22 protein-coding genes are annotated in these 22056 nt (G+C 55.3%); 10 read left to right on the forward strand and 12 right to left on the reverse strand.

The window, feature by feature from the left end; genetic code table 11:
- From M0974_RS29660 to M0974_RS29680, 5 genes are all read right to left on the reverse strand, one after another.
- On the reverse strand, window positions 1–286 hold a 286-nt coding region (locus M0974_RS29660; RefSeq protein ID WP_297845421.1), incomplete at its 3' end, for an isocitrate lyase/phosphoenolpyruvate mutase family protein.
- Between the two features lie 88 nt (window positions 287–374).
- Window positions 375–854, reverse strand: a complete 480-nt coding sequence (locus tag M0974_RS29665; protein ID WP_297845423.1) for an OsmC family protein — start codon at window positions 852–854, stop codon at window positions 375–377.
- A 127-nt stretch (window positions 855–981) separates the two neighbouring features.
- A complete protein-coding gene (locus tag M0974_RS29670; protein ID WP_297845424.1) occupies window positions 982–1923 on the reverse strand; it encodes a Ppx/GppA family phosphatase in 942 nt (313 codons plus the stop codon).
- A 176-nt stretch (window positions 1924–2099) separates the two neighbouring features.
- The gene (locus tag M0974_RS29675; RefSeq protein ID WP_297845425.1) at window positions 2100–3254 is read right to left on the reverse strand and encodes an alpha-hydroxy acid oxidase; all 1155 of its coding nucleotides are present in this window, start codon (window positions 3252–3254) and stop codon (window positions 2100–2102) included.
- Between the two features lie 363 nt (window positions 3255–3617).
- Window positions 3618–4535 carry a LysR substrate-binding domain-containing protein gene (locus M0974_RS29680; RefSeq protein WP_297845427.1) on the reverse strand — a complete coding sequence of 306 codons (918 nt, stop codon included), beginning with the start codon at window positions 4533–4535 and terminating at the stop codon, window positions 3618–3620.
- 124 nt (window positions 4536–4659) lie between these two features.
- On the opposite strand from M0974_RS29680, the gene M0974_RS29685 reads away from it, so the two are divergent.
- Window positions 4660–6009 carry a 2-hydroxycarboxylate transporter family protein gene (locus M0974_RS29685; RefSeq protein ID WP_297845428.1) on the forward strand — a complete coding sequence of 450 codons (1350 nt, stop codon included), beginning with the start codon at window positions 4660–4662 and terminating at the stop codon, window positions 6007–6009.
- A 24-nt stretch (window positions 6010–6033) separates the two neighbouring features.
- Here the strand turns inward: M0974_RS29685 and M0974_RS29690 are convergent, their stop codons facing one another.
- From M0974_RS29690 to M0974_RS29700, 3 genes are read right to left on the reverse strand one after another with little or no spacing between them, the layout of a single operon-like run.
- On the reverse strand, window positions 6034–8148 hold the full coding sequence (locus M0974_RS29690) for an EAL domain-containing protein (RefSeq protein WP_297845429.1): 2115 nt from the start codon (window positions 8146–8148) through the stop codon (window positions 6034–6036).
- Window positions 8149–8169: 21 nt separating this feature from the next.
- Window positions 8170–8547: a response regulator gene (locus M0974_RS29695; RefSeq protein WP_297845430.1), complete on the reverse strand. Its 378-nt coding sequence runs from the start codon at window positions 8545–8547 to the stop codon at window positions 8170–8172.
- Window positions 8532–10262: a PAS domain-containing sensor histidine kinase gene (locus tag M0974_RS29700; RefSeq protein ID WP_297845432.1), complete on the reverse strand. Its 1731-nt coding sequence runs from the start codon at window positions 10260–10262 to the stop codon at window positions 8532–8534. Before M0974_RS29700 ends, M0974_RS29695 begins: the two co-directional genes overlap by 16 nt.
- Window positions 10263–10551: 289 nt before the next feature.
- On the opposite strand from M0974_RS29700, the gene M0974_RS29705 reads away from it, so the two are divergent.
- Window positions 10552–11313, forward strand: coding sequence for a substrate-binding domain-containing protein (locus M0974_RS29705; protein WP_297845433.1), 762 nt, complete (start codon window positions 10552–10554; stop codon window positions 11311–11313).
- A 141-nt stretch (window positions 11314–11454) separates the two neighbouring features.
- A complete protein-coding gene (locus M0974_RS29710; RefSeq protein WP_297845435.1) occupies window positions 11455–11835 on the forward strand; it encodes a RidA family protein in 381 nt (126 codons plus the stop codon).
- Window positions 11836–11854: 19 nt separating this feature from the next.
- Here M0974_RS29710 and M0974_RS29715 read toward each other — a convergent pair whose 3' ends face one another.
- The gene (locus tag M0974_RS29715; RefSeq protein ID WP_297845437.1) at window positions 11855–12742 is read right to left on the reverse strand and encodes a LysR family transcriptional regulator; all 888 of its coding nucleotides are present in this window, start codon (window positions 12740–12742) and stop codon (window positions 11855–11857) included.
- Between the two features lie 92 nt (window positions 12743–12834).
- On the opposite strand from M0974_RS29715, the gene M0974_RS29720 reads away from it, so the two are divergent.
- Window positions 12835–13839, forward strand: coding sequence for an SDR family NAD(P)-dependent oxidoreductase (locus M0974_RS29720; RefSeq protein WP_297845438.1), 1005 nt, complete (start codon window positions 12835–12837; stop codon window positions 13837–13839).
- Here M0974_RS29720 and M0974_RS29725 read toward each other — a convergent pair.
- Window positions 13836–14399, reverse strand: coding sequence for a TetR/AcrR family transcriptional regulator (locus M0974_RS29725; protein ID WP_297845440.1), 564 nt, complete (start codon window positions 14397–14399; stop codon window positions 13836–13838). The genes M0974_RS29720 and M0974_RS29725 overlap by 4 nt on opposite strands.
- A 125-nt stretch (window positions 14400–14524) precedes the next feature.
- On the opposite strand from M0974_RS29725, the gene M0974_RS29730 reads away from it, so the two are divergent.
- The 5 genes from M0974_RS29730 (at window position 14525) to yghX (ending at window position 19814) form a co-directional block, all read left to right on the forward strand.
- Entirely contained in the window at window positions 14525–15226 is a 702-nt protein-coding gene (locus M0974_RS29730; protein WP_297845443.1) for a glutathione S-transferase, read from the forward strand.
- A 349-nt stretch (window positions 15227–15575) separates the two neighbouring features.
- A complete protein-coding gene (locus M0974_RS29735) occupies window positions 15576–15992 on the forward strand; it encodes a DUF2946 domain-containing protein (protein ID WP_297845445.1) in 417 nt (138 codons plus the stop codon).
- A gap of 99 nt (window positions 15993–16091) precedes the next feature.
- Window positions 16092–18224, forward strand: coding sequence for a TonB-dependent copper receptor (locus M0974_RS29740; RefSeq protein WP_297845447.1), 2133 nt, complete (start codon window positions 16092–16094; stop codon window positions 18222–18224).
- Window positions 18225–18377: 153 nt separating this feature from the next.
- Complete coding sequence (locus M0974_RS29745; RefSeq protein WP_297845448.1) at window positions 18378–18872, forward strand: heme-degrading domain-containing protein; 495 nt, start codon at window positions 18378–18380, stop codon at window positions 18870–18872.
- 54 nt (window positions 18873–18926) lie between these two features.
- On the forward strand, window positions 18927–19814 hold the full coding sequence (gene yghX / locus M0974_RS29750) for a YghX family hydrolase (RefSeq protein ID WP_297845449.1): 888 nt from the start codon (window positions 18927–18929) through the stop codon (window positions 19812–19814).
- A gap of 31 nt (window positions 19815–19845) precedes the next feature.
- Here the strand turns inward: yghX and M0974_RS29755 are convergent, their stop codons facing one another.
- Window positions 19846–20466 carry a cell wall hydrolase gene (locus tag M0974_RS29755; RefSeq protein ID WP_297845452.1) on the reverse strand — a complete coding sequence of 207 codons (621 nt, stop codon included), beginning with the start codon at window positions 20464–20466 and terminating at the stop codon, window positions 19846–19848.
- A gap of 171 nt (window positions 20467–20637) precedes the next feature.
- Complete coding sequence (locus M0974_RS29760; protein WP_297845454.1) at window positions 20638–20973, reverse strand: hypothetical protein; 336 nt, start codon at window positions 20971–20973, stop codon at window positions 20638–20640.
- Between the two features lie 298 nt (window positions 20974–21271).
- On the opposite strand from M0974_RS29760, the gene pcsA reads away from it, so the two are divergent.
- A complete protein-coding gene (gene pcsA, locus M0974_RS29765; RefSeq protein WP_297845455.1) occupies window positions 21272–21991 on the forward strand; it encodes a phosphatidylcholine synthase in 720 nt (239 codons plus the stop codon).
- Window positions 21992–22056: the final 65 nt, after the last annotated feature.

Below are 22056 nucleotides of genomic sequence, written 5' to 3' on the forward strand. Positions count from 1 at the left end.
CCTCGGGCGAGTCGCCAAAGCCATTTTCCAGGTCTGCGCTGACCGGCAAGTCAGTGGCTTCAACAATGCGTCGTGCATTTTCAAGCACTTCGTCACGTGATAGAGCACCTTCAGTGTCTCTTTTACCTAAGCTAAAAGCTAAGCCGGCGCTGGTTGTAGCCAACGCCTCAAACCCCAGCGCCGCGAGTATCTTGGCGCTGCCTGCATCCCAAGGGTTGGGAATGATCAACGGCCGACTGCGGCTGTGATAACTCTGGAACATGAGTGCTTTTTCAGTGATAGACATAGGTCATCCTGACTTTGCCAGTTCTGGAAATGGCCGGCTGACCGTAAAAACAGTTACATCAATTGTATGCCAGACCGCGGACGATCGCTCACGGCGACTCAGTGATAGTTTCTGGCTCAAGAGTGACCGGAAAGTTAACCGAGCGAGCAATAAAGCATTTTTCGTGAGCCGCGTGATGCAACGCTTGAGCTTTTTCGATCTCAGATCCATGGGCCAAGGTCACCTTCGGCGTCAACACAACTGAGGTAAATTGGCCCGCGCCACCGCTCTCCTCAGCCATTGTTCCGTGTGCATGATCCTCATACGCCAAGACCACAATCCCTGCCTCGGCACACAGGCCGAGGTACCACAGCTTATGGCACGCCGAGAGCGACGCAACCAGCAACTCCTCTGGATTCCAGCGTGTCGTATCTCCTCGAAAACTTGGGTCAGATGAGCCGGCGATAGGCGTTTTACCTTGAGCCTCGATAACATGCGACCGGCTATAACCGCGATAGGACGATGTTCCCGTACCTTCATTGCCGGTCCAAGTGACCTGAACGTCGTAGGTGTGAACTTTATCGGTCACTCGATTCTTCCTTGGGCTGATACTCGATTGCACATCTTCGACGAACCGATATCGCGACGCAACTCAGGCACTGTAGGAGCAACAAGTTTCGCGGTTATGTTTGAGGGGGAGATTTTTTGAGGGATAGCTAGCAACCCGGCGCACGCATCAAGCCGTGAAGAACACCGAGTCTCAAGCCAGGCTCGGATGGCACCATCGTTTCAATACCCAGCACCTTGAACACGGCCAGCATCACTGCCAGTCCACCTGGGAGCGTGGTCAACCGCTGTTGCTGTAAGCCTGCCAGTTTCAGCTGGTTAACGTGGCCCGCCTCTAACAGGCAGATAGACAGACGCAACAGGCCTGCGTAGGTAATGCCGTCTTGGCCGAAGGCGTTCAGGTCATTGGCCTTTAATATCCTTGCCAACATTCTCGCGGTACCGGATGAGCCGATGGCCTGCTGCCAACCCAGTTTGCGACAACGGTGGGCGACCTTTTCAAGCTTTTCGCTGGCGACGCGTTCAGCTTCTTGCAAAGAGCGGCTGTCGATGTAACCGCCCGCGAAGTATCCCTTGCTGAAGGTGCCGCTGCCAATGGCGATACTTTCGGTTAATAACGGTCGATCACCCAGCCCCACGATCAGTTCGGTAGAGCCGCCACCGATATCAATCACCAGCCGAACCACTTCTGCACTGGGCATCGTGTGGGCAACGCCTGCGTAAACTAACTTTGCCTCTTCACGTCCGGAGATAACATCAATGCGAAACCCCAAGCGGCGCTCGGCACCCGCCAGGAATATGTCCCCATTGTTGGCTTCGCGTACTGCGCTGGTGGCAACCGCACGCACACGGCCGGATTCGAAGTTTTTCAATTGTTTACCAAAGCGCTCCAACGCAGCCCAGCCGCGCTCCAACGCTAGGGTATCCAAAGCTTTGCCTTGTAAGCCTTCCGCAAGACGAACCGGCTCACGCAAGGTTTTAACTTCTTGAATAACGAACTGTTGATCCCGTTTGACCTGTTGCCCAATCATCATCCGAAATGCATTAGAGCCAAGATCAATGGCGGCAAACAACGAGGCGTTACCTTTCATGCCAATTTCCTTTTGAACTCAAGGGCCGAGTGCGTTTCGTCCACGAGACAATGAAAAGCAAGGGAGATGAAAGATCTTGCCACGCAGGCGTGACGTTACGATGACACTGGAAACGCTGACCGATGCCCAGGCCTTAGTGCGTTTGGGGGATGAAGTCGGCTCCTTTGGCGAGCGTGTTAGTTAATAACAAGGTGGCGTCTCTGGATGGAGTCGACGGACGTCACGCCCAACAGTGCCATGTCGCGACTCACTTCTGTTGTGATCAACTTCAATGCGTGGGCCACGCCCGCTTTACCGGCGACGGCGGCGGCATAGTTGAACGGGCGGCCTACAAAAACTGCTTTGGCACCTAGCGCCACCGCCTTCAATACGTCCGTACCCCGCCGAACTCCGCTGTCCAGCATCACAACCATATTCCCTGCGACTTCCACTATTTCAGGAAGCACACTCAAAGGTGTAACACTGCCGTCCAATTGCCTTCCTCCGTGGTTTGAGACGATCACGCCGTCAATTCCCAAGCCCTTGGCACGGACCACATCAGCCGCATTCAAGACACCTTTGATCACCATAGCGCCTTGCCAGCGCAGCCTGATCGAAGCGACATGGTCCCAGTTCAAATGACCGCGATCTGAATAGTTCCGGTCCGCACTCGAGGACAAAATCGGTGCGCCACGGGTAGCGAAGTTATTTTCGAAATGTGGCATCCCATGCTTCAACAACGTTTTGAAGAACGTGCCGAACAACCAGCGCGGATGGATGATGCCTTGATAAGCCAACGCCACGCTGGGCCTTAAGGGCGTAGAAAAACCGGCACGGACATTGTTCTCTCTGTTGCCAGCAACCGGCGTGTCAACGGTGATGACCAGCGTCTGCACTCCAGCCCTTGCCACCCGATCAATCAGTCCATCGATTTGCTCTTGGCTGCCGGGTAAATAAGCCTGAAACCAAGTCCCTGGTGCGGCTTCCATCACCTCTTCCAGACGGATCAACGACGAGCCGCTCATGATGCAGGGCACGTTGGCTTCAGCCGCCGCCTGGGCCATGACCAAGTCACTGCGATAGCCCGTGATCGCCGCGATCCCCATGGGTGCAATGCCCACGGGAGCGCTGTAGTGATGGCCGAAAAGATTCTGGCTCGTGTCGCGCTTGGACACATCGACCAGCACGTCCGGTTTAAAGCCGTACTGGGCAAAGGAACGGCTGTTGGCGGCAAAAGAATAGCCTTCTTCTACCGCTCCGGAGACGTAGGCAAACAACGGCTTGGGCAGAATCTTCCTGGCTCGCGCTTCGAAATCGTGAAGTGACAAGTAGTGGCGTAAGGGATCAAACACGACGGTGCTCCTGATGGGGCTTGTTATTCAAACGTGCTGAATACTGGCGACGGCCCTACCTCAAGGCCGAGAGCGCACTCTACGTTGGTTTGCACTTGAATTGCAGCGTTATGAATGACTCACTCACAGCATCCCCGGCGCGAACAGTGGTTTACGGCTGATGGTTTTGCCAGCGACAACAAACACACCATCGCCTGTTGATGGAGGTCAAAAGTTCCCTGGATATGTGACCTCTAGTCAATGCCAAGGCTAGCTGACCTTGGTACTCATGCATTTGCTCGGTGATTCGCACCGCACGTGGTTTCCAACGCTCCCCTACCTGGGCCAATGCCGGTGGCGGTGAATTCGCGCCACTGGGCGAAGTCACTCCACAGACAAACTTCGAAAGTGTTCCTCAAGGAACTCCACACACACTCGCAGCTTGGCGGACTGGCTTAATCTTGTGGGGTAAACAGCCCATACATTCGCGCTCTGACTGTATTGATGCAGCACTTGCACGAGGCGTCCCTGGTCAAGCATGGGTTTCACATCCCACAGGGATCGCAACAAAATTCCGCCACCGTTTAACGCCCATTGCAAGACAATCTCGCCATTGTTCGAGGACAGTGGCCCGCTGACTCGCACCGACTCCTGATGCTCTGCGTTTGCCAAGTTCCAAATCCCAAACGCGTTATTGCGCTCTTTCAATACCAAACAATCGTGCTCGGCCAATTCCGAAAGCGATTGAGGAGTACCGCGGCGCTCAAGGTATTCAGGCGTGGCACACAACACTCGACGGTTACTGACCAACTTCTTCCCTAGGTGCTGACCGGGCAAATCATCACCCACCCGAATTTCCAAATCGAATCCTTCGTTTACCACATCTACTACACGGTCGAAGACGTCAAGCCGTATGTCCAGTCTCGGGTAGAGCTGCGACAACCGGGATATCGCTGGCGCGACATGATTGCGGCCAAAACCGAAACTACAGCAGATATGCAACGTCCCTCTGGGCGTCTGTTTTGCTTCAGACATGCCACCCAAAAAGTCATCCATATTCGCCAACAACTCAGATGCCCAGACTCGGACGCGCTCTCCATCATCGGTTAATGCAATTCGCCGGGTAGTACGGTGAAGCAATCGGGTGCCTAACAGCGCTTCAAGGATAGCTATTCGCTTGCTCACATAGGCGGGCGAGTAGCCTAGTTCCTCGGCCGCAGTCGCAAATCCGCTTTTGCGAACCACCGTCAGGAATACATTCAGGTCTTCTGGCAAAGGGAATTGATCACAATTCGTGTTCATAGGGCTCATGATCCAACGGTTTATCGACATTTTGTGTGGGTATAGCATCGGACCACGAAGGGCAATCCCGCAAGGGCCAAGCCTTATTTCGAATCCTCTACAAAAATAAACACGAGGAAAAAAGATGGCCAAGTCCCTTGAGCATCCAATTAAAACCAGTGACACCCCAAACGCCGGAATTCGTGGATGCCTACGGGCGATACTTGCCTACGAGATCGGGGTTATACCCCTGCCTGTTTTTCTTGGAATTGCACTGATAGTTACGCTTTCAGCCCACTTGGGTTTAATGCCCAAGAATATGATCGGTGGGTTAGCGATCATCATGACCATGGGCGTTTTTTTCGGCCAGATAGGCCAAAAACTTCCCATCCTGAAAGAAATCGGTGGAGGAGCGATCCTTTGCTTGATGCTGCCGTCGGTACTCGTTTACTTCGGTTTTTTTGGTGCATCCACAATTGATGCGACCAAGATGCTGATGAAGGAGGCTAACTTCCTCTACTTCGTCATCGCCAGCCTAGTCGTTGGCAGTATTCTGGGCATGAGCAGGATCGTACTCGTCCAAGGAATGATGCGAATGTTCGTCCCGCTGGCTGTCGGTACGTTGGCGGCGGTAGCGAGCGGCATGATCGTTGGCAAGCTGTTCGGTTACAGTTTTTATCACACGTTCTTTTTCATCATTGTTCCGATTATCGGCGGTGGAATTGGCGAAGGAATATTGCCACTGTCGCTGGCCTATTCAGCAATTCTGGGGGGGACCCCCGACATCTATGTAGCCCAACTCGCCCCCGCAGCGGTGGTCGGTAATATCGTTGCGATCATCTGCTCTGGGTATTTGGCACGTCTTGCCCTAAAACGCCCAAGTATCAATGGCGAAGGCACCCTAATCAGAGACAAGTCCGAAAACGACATGTTTACTGCGAAAGAGGAATCCAGTCCGCTTGTAGACTTCCGACTCATGGGCGCTGGTGTACTGCTGATCTGTGCGTTTTTCGTGTTCGGGGGCTTGCTGGAAAAGGTCGTAGGCATTCCCGGCCCCGTCATGATGATTCTCGCCGCGGTCGCGTTCAAATACCTTCGCGTGCTTCCTGAAAAGCTCGAAAAAGGTGCTAACACGTTCTACAAGTTCGTCTCTGCAGCGTTCATATGGCCGGTGATGATCGGTTTGGGCATGCTGTATGTGCCGTTGGAAAGCGTGGTTAAAGTGTTTTCGATCGGCTACGTCGTGGTTTGCGCATCGGTCGTCATCTCTATGACGCTGGCAGGCTTTTTCATTGGCTACTTGATGAAGATGTTTCCAATAGAATCGGCAATCGTGACGTGCTGCCACAGCGGCCTGGGAGGCACCGGTGACGTTGCCATTCTCTCGGCTGCAAATCGTATGTCGCTGATGCCCTTCGCACAGATATCCACACGCATCGGCGGCGCCTCCACGGTTATTCTTGCAACGATCCTGCTTCGTGCTTTCGCGGCCTGAGGCTGCCACTGATCCCGTGACGGTTTAAATAAAATACCGCGCCTCCCGCAGCAGCACCTCTATTTCATCAAGCGGCAGCGGGCGGCTGAAAAGATACCCCTGCACCTGATCACACCCGTTGGCGATCAGGAATGCTAATTGCTCGTGGGTTTCCACGCCTTCGGCGATCACTTGCAGACTCAGGGTGCGCGCCAACTCAATGATCGTCCGGGCGATGGCGGCATCCTGTGGGTTGCTGGTCACTTCTCGGATAAAGGCGATGTCGATTTTCAGTTTGTCGATGGGGAACCGTCGTAAATACGCCAGGCTTGAGTACCCAGTGCCGAAGTCGTCAATGGAAATCTTAACCCCGATGGCCCGCAACTTCTGCAGGCTGGCGATGGTATGCGGGGTGTTTTCCATCAGCGAACTTTCTGTTAGCTCAACTTCGAGCCAGTAGGGCTCTATCCCACTGTTCGTGATTGCCTGTTGAACGTCGGCGATCAAATCACCCTCCAACATCTGCAAACCCGAAACGTTTACGGCGACCTGCAACGGCGCCATGCCGGAGCGCTGCCAGTGCGCAATCTGGTTGCACACGCTATCAATCACCCACTTGCCGACCTGAGTCATAAGCCCCATGTTTTCCAGAATCGGAATGAATACCGCGGGTGAGACCGCAGGATAGCCTGACCGATGCCAGCGCAACAGTGCCTCCAGCCCACATACACGGCCGTCAATCAGACTGATCTTGGGCTGATAAAACAGCTGAAAAGCCTGGGTTTGAACTGCTTCATGCAGTGCCGCTTCGATTTCAAGGCGCGCCATAGCCTCAATGTTCATCTGCGAGGTATAAAACCGAAAGGTGTCCCTGCCGACCTGTTTGGCGCGGTTCATCGCCGTGTTCGCCCGCTGGATCAAGACGTGCGCCTCTTCTCCGTCATCGGGATAGAGAGCGATGCCCATGCTGGCCGTCATCAACATGTCATGGTCTTCAAGGTGGCAGGAAGTACGCAGCGCTTCACGAATGCGCGCGACCATTTGCACGGAGTCTGTCTGCCCGTCACGAATCATCACAATCAGTGCAAATTCGTCACCGTCCATGCGCCCCAGCGTGTCATCGACGTTGAGGCAATCGGACAGACGCTGGCTGAGTTCCACCAGCATCTGATCACCGATCAGGTGACCCCAGGTTTCGTTGACGTGTTTGAAATCGTCCAGATTGACAGTCACCACAGCCAGTTGGCCGCCGCTCTGCGCCGCCTGAGTCAGGCCCATTTGCAAGGAGGTGTAAAACAAGTTGCGGTTGGGCAACCCGGTCAGCGTGTCGTAACGGGCCATCTTCAACAGGCGCAGCTCAGACTCCTTGCTGTTAGTGATGTCGCGCACGACACCGACGATGATCCACTCATCACCGGTCTTGTAAGCATGACGATGGATTTCCACTGGCACATAGCTGCCGTTCTTGCAGCGTAATCGGGTTTCGATCGGCTCGGTGGGGCCATCGCCGGCAATGATCAAGTCGTACAACACTTCCAATTGGCCAATAGAGGAATCGCCGAAGTCGGCGAGATCCACGTGAAGCAGTTCGTCGGGAGCGTAGCCCAGCACAGTGCAGGCGCTGAGGTTGAACTCGATCAAACTCATGGTACTGCGATTGATCAGGAACACCGCATCGGACGAGGCATCCATCGCCGAACGAAACCGCTCCAAATCGAGGGTGCGTTGCTGCAGTTGTTGCTCAAGCACCAGGTTGTGGCTTTTCAAGTAATCGGCAGATGCCTTAAGCCGTAGAAGGTTACGCACCCGCAACCACAGCTCGGTACTCTCCACGGGTTTGCTGAGGTACTCCTCGGCGCCCGCTTCGAGGCCCGAGATTCGCGCGCTGCGTTCTCCGAGGGCAGAGAGCATGATGATCGGGATATCGGCGGTCGCTTTGTCGGTTTTCAGCGTGCTGGCAACTTGGAAACCATCCATTCCCGGCATCATGATATCGAGCAGAATCAGATCGGGCGGTTGCTGCCCGACAACGGCGAGCGCCTCCTCGCCCGAACTGGCGGTCAGCGTCCGATAGCCCTGATGTTGTAATAAGACTTCCAGCAGTTTGCGGACCTGCGCTTCATCGTCAACGATCAATACTGATGCGGATGCTGTGGGCATAGTCAACGCTCAAGTAAGGGGCTATTGAGGCAGGTTATTTTCTAGCAACGTGTCGATCACCCTATAGAGTTCTTTATAGCGCAGGGGCTTTATGATGTAAGCATCACAACCGGCCAAGCGCGTTTTCTCCTCGTCTTCTTTCATCGCCATGGCGGTCAGGGCAATCACCGGAATAGCCGCTGTTTTCACGTCCTGTTTAAGTAGCGACGTGGCGGCCAGGCCGTCCATTCCCGGCAACTGAATATCCATCAGGATCAGTTCGGGCTGGTGCTCGCGGGCGATGGTCAAGCCAGTTTCCGCATCGGTGGCACAGAGCACGCTGTGCCCGGCGTTGATGAGCAACAAGCACGCCAAGCGCATATTGGCGGCGTTATCTTCGACGATCAGGATATTGGCCACGGCATATCCTCCGAGTCAGATCGACGAATGGGCAGCCAAACCACAAAGCGTGCGCCTAAACCTTTGAGACTGGCCACTGCAACGCTGCCGCCGTGTAATTCGGTCAATTGCTTGACCATCGCCAAGCCCAGGCCAGTGCCCTCAAATTTGCGCGCCAGGCTGCTGTCGATTTGACTGAAAGCCTTGAATAACTGGCTCATGTTGTCTTGGTCGATGCCAATGCCGGTATCGCTGACACTTAGTTCCAAAAACCGCTGGTAGTCGCTGGCCGGAACCGGAAACCCGTAGACCGGCCAGTCGCCTTCTATGCGTCCTACCTGGTCTTGGGATACCTGCCGCACAGCCATGGTTACTGACCCGCCTCGCTGACTGAACTTAACCGCGTTGGACAGCAAGTTGTAAACAATTTGCTTGGTCTTGCGCAGGTCCAGTTCAAGACTGCCGAAATCGGTTTCAGTTTCTAGTTTCAATTGAATACGCTGCAGCGCGGCCTTCTCCCGGACAATCAGCAAACTATTACTCAAGAGGCTCGCCAGTTCGACAGATTCCAGCTCCAGTTCCATCATCCCGGCTTCAACCTTGGACAGATCGAGAATGTCGTTGATCAACGAGAGCAGGTGCTGGCCACTGGTGAAGATATCGCTGATGTACTCGCGCTGAGTCTCGCTCATGTCCCCCGCCATCCCGTCCTTAAGGGCTTCGGAGAAGCCAATCACGGCATTGAGCGGGGTACGCAATTCATGGGACATGGTGGCGAGGAATTCAGACTTCATGTGGCTGGCATGTTCCAGCTCGATGTTTTTCTCTTCCAGAGTGCGCTCGAAGCGCTTGCGCTCGGTGACATCCCGGGCGGCGGCGAACACCCCTTGCAGCTTGCGGTCCCGGTCATGAAAGGTCGCGGCGTTATAGGAAACAACCGTCTCGGTGCCGTTGTAGGCCCGTACCGTCAGTTCGTAATCACTGACCTTATGTTCGCTGAGCACCCGTTTGATCGCCGCTTCGGCGCGTGCAGGGTCGGTGAAAAAGTTTTTGCACGGCGCGCCTATCAACTCGTCCCGGGTGCGCCCAGTCAACGCCATCATCTGCTGATTAACGTCGGAGATGATGCCTTGGGGGTCCGTCATCATCAGCGCATCGATATTGGATTCGATCAACGAGCGGGTATAAAACTGCTGATCCCGCAGGCGCTGATCGAGCAAGGCTTGGGTTGCTTCCTCCTGCTTGCGTGCGGTGTTGTCGGTGCCGATCAGCAAGTAACCAATGATGGTCTCGGCGCTGTCACGCAACGAAGTCACTGACACCATGGCAGACAGGCGACTGCCGTCCTTGCGGATATAGGTCAGCTCGTAAATGTCTTCGATGCCCCGGGAAGCCTTGAACACCAGCGCTTCGAAACCCGGCGTGATGGGTGTGTTCAACTCCAGGCTAAGGGCTGCTGCGCGAGTGATCAGCTCGGTAGGGTCGGAAATATCGGCCGGCGTGATCAGGTTGACCACGTCCGCGGACTGATAGCCAAGCATACGCTCAGCACCGACATTGAAGATCTGGATGACCCCTTTCTCGTCAGTCGCAATACTGGAGAAGTAGGCACTGTTAAAGATGGCATCTTGCAGCGCGCCGGTCTTGAGCAGGGTTTTTTGTCGGCGAAACTCGACGATTTTTTCGGCGCGGGACTGGGGTTCGATGGGTGGACTGTCTTCTGAATGCTTGTCCATTGTATTCCCGTTAATTCGCAGACCCGTGATAAGCGTGTCGTAACGCATCCTCACGGACAGTGATTTCAAGAGGATTAAAGTGGTTAGACCATAGCAGACTCTAGAGGATGAATATTCACGGATAGGCTAGCCGACCAACTCGATGGACTGCCGCCGTTGCGCCAGCACTCAGCATCGGGCCGAATCCGGTACCGAACGACGCAACAAGCTGCCAGCAATGCGGTTACGGTAGCAAAGTCGTAAGCTATTGCCTGCCGCAACCTTAGAGCCAACCGAAACGGTGTTGAACATGAAATCGACGATTCTATTCACGCTGATAGCCTCCGCGATTTTCAGCAACGCGAACGCGGGTGATCTCAAGGTACTGACGGCAGGCGCTTTCAAACCGATTTTGGTGGAAATGGCGCCATCGCTGAAAGCCTCAGCTGCAATCAACCTGATCATCTCCAACGGAACAGCCGGTGAGCTGGACAAACGCATTGCCTCGGGGGAGGCATTCGACGTCGCGGTCCTCACTGACACCCTGGCTTCAAAGCTCGAAGGCACCGGCAAACTGGCGCAGGGTTCCCTCAAAAATGTGGCCAAGGTCGGTATTGGCGTAGCGGTTCCGTTAGGCGCCCCAAAGCCTGATATATCAACCGTAGAGCGTTTCAAACAGACCCTGCTGTCGCAGAAAAGCGTCGCGTACATCAGCCCTTCGTCCGGGGGTTCTTCGGGAATCTACCTCGTTGGGCTGTTTAGCAGGCTTGGCATTGCCGACGACATAGCGAAGAAAGCGGTGTTGGTTGACGGTGGTTTGGTTGGCACCAAACTGGTGAATGGCGAAGCGACTATCGCGATTCATCAAATCAGCGAACTGATCGCGGTGAAAAACACCCAATACGTTGGGCCGTTGCCTGCGCAGATTCAGAGCTATACAACCTACTCGGCCGGTATCGCCAAGGACTCGGGCAGCGCCATGGATGCCGCGATCTTGTTGAAAGCGCTGGGTGATAACGAGACGTTGCAACTGCTTCGTGAGAAAGGAATGGAGTCACCCACGCCGCGCTAACCCATCCGTTTTCTTTACTGAATAAGCCTTCTGAGTTTTTCAACCAATCACAAACGCGTCAACGATGGCGCTGTAAACTGGCCGTACAAAAGGCGTTGCCTCATTGAATGGCCCCTTCACCACCTCAAGCAAGAGATCCCCATGGCAAACCACGACCTCACCTTCCTCCCCGATCCCGACCCGGAATCCATCTCCTCCGACGTCGCCGGCTTCGGCGGCCTGCTGGTTTCCACTCAAATCCCAACCCGCGCCGACGGTAGCCTGGAGTTGGGCGGCATCGTCGAGCAGAGCGAATGTACCCTGCAAGCGCTCAAGGTAGCGTTGGAGCTAGCAGGCAGTTCCATGGACCGGGTTTTACATCTGACCATCTACCTCACCGACATGGCCGACCGCGCCGCCTTCAACGAGGTTTATAAGCGTTTCTTCGCCAAGCCCTGGCCAGTTCGCGCCGCTGTTGGCGTGGCCGCGCTGGGTGTCAAAGGCATGCGCGTGGAAGTGACTGCGATGGCGGCCAAGGGCTGAGTCTGCTGGGACTCCGCGTTCAAGAAACGTAGTGCTGCAGCTCCTTTAAAAGAGCATCAAAGGTAATCTTGCAGCGCGGGCTGTGCCGTAGATCCTCGTGCATGGCCAACCACGTGTCCAGCTTGAACACGAATTCTTTGGCCAGCACACGAACCAGATTCGGGTCACGCTTGGCCAGCATGACTTGGCAAACGCCAATGCCCGCACCTGCGCGGATCATCGCAAGTTGCGCGAGATCACTGTCGGTTCGCAGCATGAAATTGTCCCGACGCCATGCTGGCAGAGGCTTGCTGGCGGCGCGCACAAATGGTGTTTCCTCATCGAAACCGATCAATGCGTGCTCAGTCAGCTCGGCCAAGGTGCGTGGGGTGCCGCGGTCTTGGAGATAGTCTTGATGCGCATACAATCCAAGCTCCACATATCCTACGTTTCGAGCAATGAGCGAATCCTGTTTGGGAGGCATCATTCGAACAGCGATATCGGCTTCTCGGACCAGCAAATCCTGTAAGCGGTTGGATAACACCAGTTCAACCTTCAACTCAGGCCATTGGCGCTGCAATCGCACAATAATGGGCGGCAGCACTTCAGCCCCCATGACTTCACTGGCCGTGATACGCACCACTCCCTTGATGCCAAGCCCCTGACTTTCGGCAGCGCGCGCCATCGCAGCGGCACTCGCCCTCATCGATTCGGCATAGGCTTTCAGGGCCAGCGCGGCCTCGGTAGGCAGCAGCCCGAGTTGTGAGCGAGTGAACAGTTTCATGCCGAGCTGTTCTTCAAGCATGGCGATGTGCCGACCTACCGTCGGTTGTGCCACCCCCATTGAACGCGCCGCGCCGGACAAAGATCCGTTTTGCAGAACACTGAGGTATGAGCGATACAGTTCCCAGCTAATGTTGTAGGTCATGCATAAATGTATAGCGGATACAGAAATTTAGGTAATTTTATTTAACCATCCTTCACCCCAGACTTTCTCCATCAACAGCGGAGTAATTCGAGATGGCGGCTAACAACACGGTATTGGTTCTGGGGGCTACTGGCGGCATCGGTGGAGAAATGGCGCGTCAACTGCTTAATGAAGGGTGGGCTGTACGGGCGCTTCGACGCGGAAAACGTCAAACAGCGGAGTTGAATAAGGGCATCACCTGGATAGAAGGAGATGCATCGAATCACGACGACGTGATGGCAGCAGCGCTAGGCTGCTCAGTTATCGTTCATGCGGTAAATCCGCCGGGATATCGACACTGGTCGACACTTGTTTTGCCAATGCTCGACAACACGATCGCGGCGGCAAAAGCGCAAGCAGCGACCATCGTGTTGCCGGGCACTGTTTACAACTTTGGCTCGAACGCCTTTCCAACTCTTCGGGAGAACTCGCCACAAGATCCCGATACCCGAAAGGGCAAAATCCGCGTTGAAATGGAGCGTCGTCTGCAATCTGCAAGCACTCAGGGAAGCCGCGTGATCATCGTACGGGCGGGTGATTTCTTTGGTCCTGCTTCGGGAAGTAGCTGGTTCGCACAGGGCTTGGTCACGCCTGGCAAAGCGGCGACAAAAGTATACCTTCCGGGCTCCCAGGGCATTGGCCATCAATGGGCTTATGTTCCCGATGTGGCACGCACAATGGTCAACTTAATAGCGCTGCGTGAAAAGCTGACGCCATTTGCGGTATTTCACATGGAGGGCCACTGGGATCACGATGGCTTGCAAATAGCGGGGGCGATCCAGCGTGTCGTCTTAGCCCACGGCGGTAAACTGCCTAAATTGCAGCCTTTCCCTTGGTGGCTGATCAAACTAACCTCACCCTTCAAGGAGACTTTTCGCGAGATGCTTGAGATGCAATATCTCTGGAAGGTTCCGGTTCGAATGAACAATACATACCTTCAAGCGACGCTCGGCCAAGAGCCGCATACTCCCCTGAATCAAGCGATTGAAGCCACACTTAAAGGACTGGGCTGCCTGCCATCGAACAGCCAACGCCTCGTTGAAGACCACACCCACTAAGCGGGTAGTAATCCAGCTACCCGATAGTTCTCAATCAACGCATCAAACAGCGCGATATCCGAGCGGCTTCTGGCCATGAGCTGAGCGCCGGCGACGGCGGCGAAGATGGCCCGGGCCCGCCCTTCGCTCTCCTCGGCACTGACCACGCTCGCTGCGGACAAGACTTTGCTCAGCCAGGCCACGTTGACGTCGGCAAAGGCCTGGACCTCGGTCTTGACTGACTCTGGCAGATCATCGTACTCGGCAGACATGAAGCTGCAGAGGCACAGGCGGTTATCTGTCTCAAGCGACCGCCGAAAGGTATCGGGATAGTGGTGCAAGCAGCGGAGCGGATCCGAGCTATCGGCCAACATAGCTTCCAGGACAGCGGCTGAGTCTTCCCAATACCGCTTGGCCACCGCAGCGCCGAGATCGGCCTTGCTCCGGAAGTGGTAGTAGATGCTCGCGCTCTTTATGCCCACGACCTCCCCGAGATCACGGAAATTCAAGCCGTTGTAGCCATGCGCCTGTGCGGCGCTTTTGGCGGCCGCCAAGATGGCTTCCCGATAGTTTGAACTCACGTCATGCCCCTCCCGACTCCAATGGCTCGGCATCTTAAGCGACAAATGTGCGTTGACGGAGAAAATTTTAACGCCTATATTTTTACCTGCCAACTGGCAGACAGGTAACTAGACAGAGGTTCACCATGAGCTCCCACATCATCGATTTTGACGTAAGCAAGCTGCCTATGATGACAATTTACGATTGGCACACCGGCCCTTATCCGGCTCGCGTCCGGATAGCGCTGGCCGAGAAAAACCTGCAATCACGCGTGCGGTTTGTATCGGTCGATCTTTGGAAAGGCGAGCACAAGACGCCCGAATTCCTCGCCAAAAACTACTCAGGCACGCTGCCGGTGCTGGAACTCGACGACGGCACCCTCCTTGCCGAGTGCACCGCCATTACTGAGTACCTTGACGCGCTTGATGGCGCTCCCACACTCACCGGCAGCACCCCGCTGGAAAAGGGTTTGATCCACATGATGAGCAAGCGCGCCGAGTTGGAGCTGCTCGACGCCATTAGTGTCTACTTCCACCACGCCACGCCGGGGCTTGGACCCGACGTCGAGCTTTATCAGAACGCCGAGTGGGGTTTTCGTCAGCGCGACAAAGCCCTAAAAGGAATGAAGTATTTCGACGCCATTCTAAAAAAACAGCCGTTTGTTGCCGGTGAGGCCTTCTCAATGGCCGACATCACGGTCATAGGCGGTTTGATCTTTGCCGGGCTCGTGGAGCTGCACGTACCTGCGCAGTACGAGGCGCTTCACGCCTGGTACGTCAGGATGCAGGATCGTTCCAGCGTCAAGAACTGCATAACGATGTCAGAACCAACCGAGGCGCCTGTTTGAAGTTGCAGTTTGCATACCGCAACCCGTCTCAAAACATAGCGGTGAATACGTCGATAGTCATGTCTACGTCGTCTCGTTAAACCGCTGTAGCGCGATACAGGATATCGTTGGCATGAAGAAACTAATGTAGTTCAAGAGTGCGCCATTTTGCCGCACTTTCTCTGCGGCCAAACGGAACTGGGCCTTGCCTTTAACTAATGCTCTTTAGCGAGGGTTGAGCCAACAGATACTTGGTGTTCCATAACACTTAACGGTGTTAGATTCCGCCGATGAAATTCGCCCAGCCTCACCGATCGTTAATTGCCAGGATGCTTGATGCTTTCATCCTGTTCAATGCGCTTACTTACCCGTGATTCGTAACCAACACAAAATCGGAGCATGGCTGAGTTTATTCGCCATGCTGATGGTCTTTGTCGGCCCGCTGATTGGTCAAGGCACAAGTTTGGCTCATGGCATGAGTCCGACGATGCCCATGGGCGAGATGGTCTGCGACGACATGCCGGGTATGAGCCCGGCGTCCGTTCGGGCGCCGTCTGGCAAGCATTATGATTGGGTGATTTGGGAGAAGTGCGGCTACTGCTCGCTTTTGTTCCAACATCCGGCGCTAACTGAATCAAACCCGGTGTTCGTCAGACTGGGTATTCCACCGACGCTGTTTCTCACTGTCCTCTTTAGTCCCGAGCAAGTAGCGCCGCCTGTATTCCCAGGGGCGCGCAGCCGAGCACCACCGATTCAACCGTTGACCGTCACTACCACTTTTTGCTGAACGCTGAATGCCGAACTGAGCATCGACGTGCACTGTGCGCGCGATGTTGGTTGGGTATTCCCGCGCTCGGCCATCACCTGACTTTCATCGGAAGATCCCATGTACTCGATCAAGAACGAGCCGCTCTTTCACCTTGCCCAGTCGCGTTTGCGTTGGCCCCCTACCCTGCTCATTGCTTTAAGCTTGGCGTTGCCAGCCATTAGCCACGCCGCGCAGCCAGAGGAAGACGATGCCGACTCGCAACCGCCACCGCTGGTGCTCTCGCCGACCGTCATTACAGCGGTACAGCAAAGCTCACCACTGACCATCGTCACCGACCCCAAAGACCCTCGCCAACCCGTTCCCGCCAGCGACGGCACCGACTATCTGAAAACCATTCCCGGGTTTTCGGCGATTCGCAGCGGCGGTTCCAACGGCGATCCGGTGTTGCGCGGGATGTTCGGTTCACGTCTGAATCTGCGCACCAACGGCGGCTTAATGCTGGGCGCCTGCCCGTTTCGGATGGATGCGCCTAGCTCGTACATCGCACCAGAAACGTTCGACAAGCTGACCGTGATCAAAGGCCCGCAAACCGTTCAATGGGGTCCGGGTGCGTCGGCAGGTACCGTGCTGTTTGAACGTGAGCCGGAACATTTCGGTGAGCTGGGCAGTCGCCTTAACGGCAGCGTGTTAGTGGGCTCTAATGGTCGTTTCGACAAAGTGCTTGATGGCGCAGTGGGTGGTCCGCAGGGCTACCTGCGAGTAGTCGGTAATCAGGCGCAGTCTGACGATTACAAGGATGGACATGGCAACACGGTGCCATCGCGTTGGGATAAGTGGAACGGCGACGTCGCGCTGGGCTGGACGCCGGATGCCGATACTATGGTCGAACTGACGGCGGGCAAAGGCAACGGTGAAGCTCGTCTTGGCGGCCGAGGTATGGACAGTTCGCAACTGGAGCGCGAAAGCCTCGGTTTAAAGTTCGAGAGGCGCAATATTGGCGGCGTACTGGATAAGCTCCAAGCGCAGGTGTACTACAACTATGCCGACCACATCATGGACAACTTCCGCCTGCGTACGCCGGATCCCAGCAGCATGATGGCGATGCCCATGGCGTCACAAGTGGATCGCCGTACCGTGGGTGGCCGTCTTGCCGCGACCTGGAAGTGGCAAGATGTAGAACTGGTGACGGGCGTTGACGCCTTGCGCAGTGAACACCGCGAACGCAATTCCACTTACAACATGATGACCAATGTCTACACCGACACGGACGCGTTTGCCTGGAGCAAGGACGCCGTCGAACACAACTATGGTGCCTTCGCCGAAATGACGTGGTACGCCGCCGAGCGCAGTCGCATCGTGTCTGGCGCTCGTCTGGATCGTGCGTCGGCCAAGGACTATCGGCAGTCCATCAATAGCATGAGCATGAGCGTGCCCAATCCGACTGCTGGAGATACTCGGGCAGACACCTTGCCAAGCGGTTTTGCCCGCTATGAATACGACCTGGCCGACTCACCGACCACGCTGTATGCCGGCATCGGCCACGTGCAACGTTTCCCCGATTACTGGGAGCTATTTTCTGCTGGAAGTGGGCCGACTGGCTCTCGCAATTCGTTCGACGGGGTTAAGCCTGAGAAGACCACCCAGCTCGACTTTGGCGCGCAATATAACGGCCAAGACCTGCAAGCCTGGGCGTCGGCCTATGTGGGGCAAGTCCGTGACTTTATCTTGTTTGACTACAGCACCGACACGATGGGGACGAGCAGCTCTCAAACCGAGAACGTCGACGCCCGAATCATGGGCGGCGAGTTGGGTTTCGCGTATCGGCTGAGCCCAAACTGGAAGACCGATGCCACGCTGGCTTACGCCTGGGGCAAGAACAGTTCCGATGGTCAGGCGTTACCACAGATGCCGCCGTTGGAGAGCAAACTTGGCCTGACGTACGAGCAAGACCTGTGGAGCGCCGGTGCGCTCTGGCGATTGGTGGCGCCGCAGAATCGTGTGGCCGAGGGAAAGGGCAACGTCGTGGGCCAGGACTTCGGCAAGAGTGCCGGTTTCGGCGTGTTCTCGGTTAATGGCAGCTACAAGCTCAGCAAGCAGCTCAAGGTCAGTGCCGGCGTCGACAACCTGTTCGACAAAAACTACGCGGAGCACCTGAACCTGGCGGGTGACGCAGGTTTTGGCCTGCCAGGAGACAAAGCGCTCAATGAGCCTGGCCGAACCCTTTGGACCAAGGTCGACTTTAGCTTCTAGGGATACGGCCCTGGACGTCTGAGCCAGGGCTACTCTCCATGTGTTGAGCACTTATCGAGATGGCTATAGTAGGAAATACACTCGACGATTTGAAGCGAATGCACGATAAAGGTCGGCATCTACTGCGAAGACCCAAAAGGTATGGATAACAGAATGGACCTAAAACAAGATCTCCAACGCATCGCGTTCCAGGAACAAACCCTGCAATTTTCCAGCTTCGACAAAGCGACCGCCTGGGAGCTGGGTACCCGTTTAAAGACCGCCTGCGAAGAGCAAGGCGCTGCAGTCACTATCGAAGTCAGGCTGCTGCGGGAAACGGTTTTTTTCTACTCAATGCCAGGCACCTGCGCCATTAATACCGACTGGGCACGACGCAAGCGCAATGTCGTCGAACTGATGGAACTCAGCTCGTATGGGGTAGGCCGGTCCTTTGAGCTTAAAGGGAACTCACTCGACAGCTTGATGGGATTACCCCTGCGTGATTACGCCGACCACGGCGGCAGCTTCCCTGTGTTTGTCAAAGGCATGGGATGTATTGGCGCAGTCACCGTTTCAGGCCTTCCCCAGCGCGAGGATCATGCGATGGTGGTCCAGGTACTGGCGCAGATGTTGGGTGCTGATCCGAGCCAGCTCGCGCTGGAGGGTTAGTGGCAAAGACTGCTTTAATCATTCAAATCGAATGATTCAGAAGGAGACGCACACATGGCCCGCCTTACTGCGAAAGACTTTGCTCCTGAACTGCTCGAACTGTACGACTACTACGCCCATGGCAAGATCAACCGGCGGGAGTTTCTTGATCGCGCGGCGGTGTTCACTCTGGGTGGTTTGACAGCAGGCGCCCTCCTCGCGTCCCTGAGCCCTGATTACGCACTTGCCGAGCAAGTGGAATTTACCGACCCAGACATCATCGCCGAGTACATTACCTATCCGTCACCCAAAGGTAACGGCCAGGTACGGGCGTATCTGGTTCGTCCGGCGAAAGCCCCCGGCAAGGTGCCGAGTGTGGTGGTGGTGCATGAAAATCGTGGGCTCAATCCTTACATTGAGGACGTCGCTCGACGGCTGGCCAAAGAAGGCTTCGTGGCACTTGCGCCCGATGGCCTGTCATCGGTTGGGGGCTACCCCGGTAACGACGACAAAGGCCGCGAACTTCAGCAGAAGGTCGACCCTGAAAAGCTCATGAATGATTTCTTCGCAGCCATTGAGTGGTTGATGAGTCATGACGCCACCACCGGAAAAGTTGGCATTACCGGGTTCTGTTACGGCGGTGGCGTTGCCAATGCAGCGGCTGTGGCTTATCCCGAGTTAGCGGCCGCAGTGCCTTTTTATGGCCGTCAGCCCAAGACCGAGGATGTTGCCAGAATCCAAGCGCCGTTGCTGCTGCACTACGGCGAGTTGGATAAAGGCATCAATGAGGGATGGCCAGCGTATGAAAAGGCGTTGAAAGCAGCAGGCAAGACCTATGAAGCGTACATCTACCCTGGCGCTAACCACGGTTTCCATAACGACTCCACGCCTCGGTATGATGAAGCCGCGGCCAAGCTTGCCTGGAGCAGGACGCTGGAATGGTTCCGTCGTTACCTGGCTTAGCGTTGTGCAGTAGGCTTTTGACCCTGAAAGCCTACTTCGCCTTACCGTCATGAGGCTTGTAGAACACGAATGTGTCGGTCTCGGCAGTCTTGATGTATTCCTTCGCCCAGCTCGGATGAACCTTCTTGTCGTGGAAATACATCGCGCCCCCGGTTCGGTCCTTGATCTGCTGGTTCAGCGCTTTTCGCGCAATCTCCTTGGCAATCGTGTACCGATCGTCCTCCTGGACTTGATCCGAACGGCCGTCGCACCACCAAGAGAACTGACAGGCCTTCTTCTCGGAGCCTTGCTTGACCACTTCACAAATCGTGCCCGGAAAGCCCTCATGACCGATACGGTTCAAGATCACATTGGCGACATCTTCCATGTCGGCAGCCGTCCCGCCCTTGGCTTCCCAATAGATGGTGCGTGACAGGCAGGTGATAGCATCGTCCACTGGCGCGACGCCAGCAGGGTCGACGGCTTGAACTTCAGACTTGGTGATGGCGGCCGCCGCTGGCAAGGGCGCAACGCTTTCTTTATCAGCGGCTTTCTGCTCAAGAACTTGCGCCTTGACCACCGCCACTTTGCTGCTCGGCTCTTGCTCAGCAGCGATCGCCTGCCCCAAAAAAACAACTGTTGCCAAGCAGATTGCTATCCAATTGAGGCGCATGGTCGACCCTGGTGAATGAAGCGGCATTGATTCTGCATCCACTCCGCGTCTGGTCAAATTTACTGCGGCTCGCCAGCAGGGTGTGAAAGAGGCATTCGCACTAACTGCTGGCGGTATAGAGTCGACACTGTAGGAGGCAAATCATTCAAACAGTCTTTGAAAGGTTGAACGTTAGATCGGCTTGACCGAGATGACCTCGAAATACCGGAACTTTTTCTTTTTAGCTTCGTTTTTCGCTTCTTGCTCAGCGACGAACGTGCTCAACGTGTTCGCATCATAAATAAACACTTCTTCCGGGCCTTCGAACTCAGTGGTCACATGCAGCGTCACCCGAAGCTTGGGCGAAAGAGGCTTTGACACGGAACGGGGTTTGGTCGCCGCTTTAGGCGCAAGCGGCTTTATGACAACCTCGGGCTCAGGTATTTGCACGGGCGGCACGGGATCTGGCTGGCTCGAAGGACCGAAGAGCGCTTCGCGCATCTCTTCTTCACTCAGTTCTGCGCTCATGGACTTCTCGTTACTCAATCAATAAAGGCGAGATCTTCACCACGTCGAGGCGATATTACAACCCCGACAACCTGAAAATATGAAGAGAACCCTATGAATTCTAGCTAATGCGTGGCAATCCTGTTGTGGCATGATCGCTCGAGTCGCCTCAACGCGAGCCCTGCTTCGCGACCGGAGACAATTGTTACCGGTGAACCTTATCGTCAGAATCCCGGTCGATAGTTGCAATTAGCTAGTTCTGCCGGTAACCGCTTAGACGGTGGTAACTTGCATGCTTCACTTTCTGGAGAACATCCCCGTGATATCGACTGTATACATAGCCAGGCTCAAAGCATGGGGCGCCCACGGGTTTACTGCGACGGGCGTGGTCACTGCCTTCTTGGCGACCATCGCGCTATTCGACGGTCAGCCCAAAGCCTGCCTACTCTGGTTGGGCGTCGCCCTGATCGTCGATGGGCTGGACGGCGCGCTGGCGCGCAAGGTCAATGTCCAGTCGGTACTGCCGAATTTCGATGGGTCTACTCTGGATCTGGTCATTGATTACCTGACCTACGTGTTTATCCCGGCGTTGTTCATGTACCGCTACGTCCCGTTGCCTGAGTACACGATGCTGCTAACCGTGTCGCTGATTCTAGTGTCATCGCTTTTTTGCTTTTGCAACGTGAACATGAAGAGCAAGGACAATTATTTTCAGGGTTTTCCTGCCGCCTGGAACATCGTCGCGCTGTGCATCTACATCATTTCTCCGCCGCCTTGGCTGACGCTGATCACGGTCATCGGGTTTGCCTTGTTGACGGTGAGCCGGATGAAGTTCCTTCATCCGTTTCGCGTCCGTCAATTTATGCCGATCAACATTGCCGTGACATCGGTTTGGCTGTTGTGCAGCCTGTCATTGGTGGTCAATCATCCGCATATAAATCCGATGGTGATGGGGTTGTGGCTGCTGATGTCTGCGTACTTTTTGGGCATCTGTGTATGGCGCACGATGGCCGAGTGGCTAGACCGCTCGCGTGAATGACCTGAGCCAACCTGTTGGTGAGGCAATTACAAATTTGTTGCGCGCTGAGGCTGTCCGTGCTGATA

This window comes from Pseudomonas sp. (assembly GCF_026224925.1).
Classification (GTDB): Bacteria; Pseudomonadota; Gammaproteobacteria; order Pseudomonadales; family Pseudomonadaceae; genus Aquipseudomonas.